The sequence below is a fragment of the Desulfobacula sp. genome (assembly GCF_021107415.1).
On record NZ_JAIOSW010000248.1, the window covers coordinates 1 to 4,103 of the forward strand.

At 43.4% G+C, this 4,103-nt stretch carries 3 protein-coding genes; all 3 read left to right on the top strand.

The annotated features are described in order from the left end of the window. Positions 1-2,663, top strand: a 2,663-nt coding sequence (locus tag K8S13_RS13450; RefSeq protein WP_291463212.1) for a fibronectin type III domain-containing protein, incomplete at its 5' end; no start/stop codon positions are given. 352 nt (positions 2,664-3,015) lie between these two features. Then, on the top strand, positions 3,016-3,621 hold the full coding sequence (locus tag K8S13_RS13455; protein WP_291463214.1) for a hypothetical protein: 606 nt from the start codon (positions 3,016-3,018) through the stop codon (positions 3,619-3,621). 60 nt (positions 3,622-3,681) lie between these two features. Further along, positions 3,682-4,103, top strand: a 422-nt coding sequence (locus tag K8S13_RS13460; protein WP_291463216.1) for an SGNH/GDSL hydrolase family protein, incomplete at its 3' end; no start/stop codon positions are given.

Consider the following 4,103-nt stretch of genomic DNA (forward strand, 5'->3'; position numbering starts at 1 on the left):
AGTTTTACGCCTCTCCCATTATCACCCAAAACAATGTGATTATCCTGGGCAATAATGACGGGGATGCTTATTTTGCACTTAAAGATGAAACCGACCATGCCGAACTTCTGGATACCTTTACAGTGGACTCCGAAGGCTTAGCAAGGGCCAGCGCTACTCTTTCCGATGATGGCAAACTTTATCTTCCGCTACGGACTCCCTGGTCTGTGACTAATGGCGATGGTGATACCCCCACTTTTTCAGTAACAAACCTTTTTACGGCACTGGACATGCGCGAAGATGCCCTGGCAATTATCTACCCTCCCCAGGGTGTCAGTGCTGTCGCTCTCAATAACACTGTTGAGATTTCATGGGCACCGGTTATTGATCCTTCAGGTCAGTTTCACCATTATGCCATCTACAGATCCACAAGCGAGATAACTTCTGTTGAAGGCTTAACTGCAATTGGCACTGTAAACGATATCAATACTACTAATTTTTCCGATGATACTGCAGCAAATGGAACCTCCTATTTTTATACAGTCACCGTGGTGACATCACAGGGTGCGGAAATCACCGATGTTGCAGGAGTCGGTCCCCGTACGCCATGGGATGAAACCGATCTTCAGGTGATCTCCATCTCACGAACCCCGAGATTCCCCCGTTACGATGCTCGATACACCTATTATGAGATTACAGAACCCTCCGGGTTTGGTCCCTACTGTTTCTCTGCATCCACAAGTCTTGGCGGAGGCCAGACCCAGGAAACACCCAGATGGCCGAATATGGATGATCCTGTTACCTATACGGCTACTGTGAGGAATCGCGGCACCAATACCTGGACAGGAAACCTTCAGGCCACATGGCGTGTAGACGATCTTGTGGCAGACCAGCAGACCGAATCCGTATCCCTTGCACCAGGTCAGACCACTACCTATGCCCATGTTCTCAACTGGGATGGCAACTCCCATAAGGTGGAAATAACCCTTGATGTTGCTGATGAACGCGGCACCAACAATGACCTGGCCATTGATACCCGGTCAGTGCCCATCCTGCTTTATGTGGATCAATCATATATTCAGGATTTCCGGGAAATTGACACCCCTCTCTACCCTGAAGCTGTAACCGATGATTTTCTGGACTGGGTCAATTATAACATGGCACGGATGAATACGATGTTTGAGACTGCAGGAACACAAAAAAGAGTCCATTATGATCTTCTTGAGGTCATCGAGGATACAGATCCTGATCCTACAGTCGACCGTCAACCCTTTGCTGTCTTCCCTTTCAGGTTTTATGCCCAAGGACCCAGCTATCGCAGTTCAGGTTATTACCGACCTGCTGAGGACATTGATTATGGATTCCTCCATGAAATGGGCCACCAGCTGGGTATGATCGATCTCTACCAGCTGGATGTCCCCAGCCAAAATAATGATGTATCCGGTCTGGGGTACAGCGGTCCTGCAGGTTTGATGCATTCCTGTACCGATTTTATTTCTCCCCACAGTGCTCTGGGCATGGAGCACTGGATAGACCAGGCCCACGGATATTATGGACAGTATATATACAACATGCCGGATCAGATAAAACTGCGTATTCTGGATGTTTACAGCCAGCCTCTTGTGGGAGCCACGGTTAAAATGTACCAGTATTGTGAACGTCCGGGACAGGGCAAAGTTATCACCGACCAGATAAAAGCCCAGGGATTGACAGATATCAATGGAGAATTTTACCTCCCCAATGTCACCATAGATTCTGAAAAAGTACCACCCATTTATACCGGTGATGAACTCCATGCCAATCCATTTGGCTATCTTGCCGTTGTGGGTACCAACAGCGTTCTGCATTTCAGGGTGGAGTATGACGGCGGTACTGATTATTGCTGGCTTGATGTCACTGAAACAAATGTGGCTTATTTTAATGGACAAACAGATGAAGCGGTCTTTGTAAGACAGCTCGGGCTTGGAGGACTGGCACAGTATTGCCCACCACAAGAAATGACGGAAATGAATGCGGAAGACTGGGCTGCATGGGCAGAAGGATCATCAGCTCCGAATACCTATGTGGAAAATGATACTAGCCGAAAACTATCCGGCAGTGCGTCGTTAAAATTTGTCACTGATGGCGGTTTTGATACTTATATCCGGTATCCTCGAACATTCGTAGCCCACTGGGACCTTAGTGATTCCGATACGCTGAACATCAGCTTTTATGCAGAAAATCCAAGCCCCTACGGATTTCAGAATCACAGTCCCTGGATCAGGCTTAAAGATGCAGACAACAACTATTTTGAATATCAATACTATAGAAACGCCAGTCCATGGACTATTTTAAATGAGGCCCGGGATAACTGGCAGTCTTATTCCATACCGCTTGATGCTTCAGAGTACGAAGAAAACGGCTGGCGAAGAACCGTTTCCGGTACGCCTGATATGTCCCATATACAATATATTGAAATCCACGCAGACACATGGGGCAATGGATTTATCTTATGGATTGACGGCCTGGGCTTTGATCCGTCACCCTTGTGTTCCTGCCGGTATAATTATGACGGGGATGCCGATGTAGACGGCAAAGACTTATCATTCTTTATTGATGCGTTGGAATCATCCCAGGCGGATATCAGTGAACTGGAAGATTTTTCAATGGATTTTGGAAAAATTAATTGTCAGAATCCTGAATAAAATCATCTATACTACTACCTTTTGGCTGACCGAGCTTCCGGGGAGGGGTTCACACCCGATGAAATACACGACCTTTCCCGGTCGCACATTAAATTTGTCTCCTTTTTTTAAATTTGGGAAAAAAAAGTAATACTTTTAAGAACTTTTTTTCCTAATATATGGAAAACATTTTCCTATTTTAAAAAATTTTATTCCACGCTTTTTTATGTATTTTAAAAAAAAGCTTTTTTTTCAATGACTTAAAATTTTTTAACAAAAACCATAAAAAGAGGTATATTTCTTGCATTTTTATCTTAAAACATTAATAGTTTAAAAGAACTAAAATTAACTTTTTAAAGGAGAAAAAAGTTTTATGAAACGAATATTCAAATTATTACGAATACCTGTAATAATGTTATTGTTATTATTTGCTTTTTCCGCACCATCCTATGCTATAATGACAGACCCAGTGGTTATCACTGAAGACTGGAATGGAGAATCTGTTGTGGAGTTTACTGTAGATACAATTTATAATGATATTATTGGATTTGCAGTGGGAACAAATTTTTCATTTAATTTTGGTGCCAATGTTGATTTTGGTGCATCAAATCCAGCTCCCTCAGACTGGGTGGGAGTCGCAGCGGTTAAAGTTGGCGACACAACCTGGAAAGAAGTTGTATATAATAGCCCTCCGACCTTTACTGATTTACCTGATTTTATCAATCTGTATATTGATGCGTTTGATGGTTACACAAGTGCTTTTGTATTTTATTCAACGGGAGATCCCGCCACCGCCCTTGACTTTGGTTTTACCAATGGTTTTTCAGGGTATGCCTTTAATCAGGACTCAGTCTTTGCTGCGTTTAGAATCGGTGGTGATGTTATAACCGGTGAGACGTCAGTGATTCCAATACCCGGAGCTGCCATACTCCTCTTTTCAGGTCTTGCAGCCTTGATTGGAATTCGCAGAAAACAATAAGAAACAATTAAAAATTAACTAAAAACACTCAACTAAATATTGTTTGCAGGAGAGAATAAAATGAAAAAAAAGTTATTATTAATTGCAATTGTATTCAGCCTTATTATCCCCAATGTCTCGTTTGCCTTTAGTACAATTGTCGCTTTTGGAGACAGCCTTTCAGATACGCACAATGTGTATGACGCTACATTAGGAACAAATCCGGCGTTTCCGGAATATTTTAACGGCCGGTATTCCAATGGCCCGGTATGGGTAGAATATCTTGCCAGCAATCTTTCAGCTGATTTTGTAAATTATGCCTGGGGTGGCGCAACCACATCCGGCCCGGGATTCTACGGTGTACCAGGGCTTGATATGCAAGTCGGTATGTTTTCAGGTTCAGGGTTTACAAATTATAATAATACCCTTTTTACAGTCTGGGCCGGGCCGAATGATTTTTTCCAGGGCAGTATGGATCCCATTTCATCGGTTGATAACATCAT

Excerpts from the sequence above, each read along its gene's own strand:
- K8S13_RS13455 (WP_291463214.1), top strand. The coding sequence starts at position 3,016 with ATGAAACGAATATTCAAATTATTACGAATACCTGTAATAATGTTATTG.